This is a genomic window from Stenotrophomonas sp. 05L44_2, assembly GCF_056665995.1.
Window position 1 is genome coordinate 1 of sequence record NZ_JBFTNR010000946.1, and the last position, 1,271, is coordinate 1,271.

Consider the following 1,271-nt stretch of genomic DNA (forward strand, 5'->3'; position numbering starts at 1 on the left):
GGCCAGCGGCCGGCACTACCGCTTCGGCGGGTGCAGGGCGCAGCCCTGCCCGAAACCCTCAACCCGCCGGGGTGCCCGCACCATGCAGATAATCCAGGCTCACCTGCAGCAGCGCACGGAATCCGACATCCAGCGCCTTCTCATCCAACAGGAACTTCGGCGAATGGTTGGCCGGCGCCGTCGCCGGGTCGATGCCCACGCTGGTGGAACCGACGAAGAAGAACATGCCCGGCACTTCCTTGGCGTACAGCGAGAAATCCTCCGCGCCCATCTGCAGCGGCGGCTCGTACACGTTGTCCTTGCCCACCACCGCCTGCAGGCTCGGCAGCATCTTCGCGGTCAGCGCCGGGTCGTTCACCGTGGCCGGGTTGCCTTCCGATTCGTAGATGTCGGTCACCGCCTTGGCCCCATGCGCGGCAGCGGTGTGGTCGGCCACGTTGCGCAGATCGGCGAAGATCTGCTGGCGCATGCCTTCGTCGAAGGTGCGGATGGTGCCGACCATCTCCACTTCATCGGGAATGATGTTGTAGCGGATGCCGCCGTTGATCGCGCCGAAGGTCAGCACCGCCGGCTGCTTGGACAGGTTGGCGCGGCGGCTGACGATGGTCTGTGCGGTGCCGATCAGATCAGCAGTGGCCACGATCGGATCCACGCCGTTCCACGGTGCCGAGCCATGGGTCTGGCGGCCGATCACCTTGATGCCGAAACGATCGGACGCGGCCATCAGCGGGCCACCGCGCACCGCGATCTGCCCTGCCTGCACGCTGGAGAACACATGCAGGCCGAACACCGCCTCGGGCTTGAAGTCGGCAAACAGACCTTCCTTCAGCATCAGCGCCGCACCGCCCTCTTCCGGTGGCGGCGCACCTTCTTCGGACGGCTGGAAGATCAGCATCACCTGGCCCGGCAGGTCCTTCTTCATCGCCACCAGCGCTTCGGCCACGCCCAGCAGGGTGGCAGTGTGCGCGTCATGGCCACAGGCGTGCATCACGCCCACGGTCTGCCCGCGGTACTGCGCGGTGGCCTTGGAGGCGAATGGCAGGCCGGTCTGCTCGGTCACCGGCAGTGCGTCCATGTCCGCGCGCAGGGCGATCTTCGGGCCCGGCTTGCCGCCTTCGATGATCGCCACCACGCCGTGGTGGGCAATGCCGGTCTTCGGCTTCAGGCCCATCGCGCGCAGGCGCTTGGCGACCTCGGCGGAGGTGCGCTCCTCGCGGTTGGACAGTTCCGGGTGCTGGTGGAAATCGCGGCGCCATTCAACCACCTTGGCC

General features: G+C 67.2%; 1 protein-coding gene. It reads right to left on the reverse strand.

Annotated elements, in window-relative coordinates:
* Positions 1-58: 58 nt before the first annotated feature.
* Positions 59-1,271, reverse strand: a 1,213-nt coding sequence (locus AC1VAN_RS22200) for a M20 family metallopeptidase (protein WP_480986791.1), incomplete at its 5' end; no start/stop codon positions are given.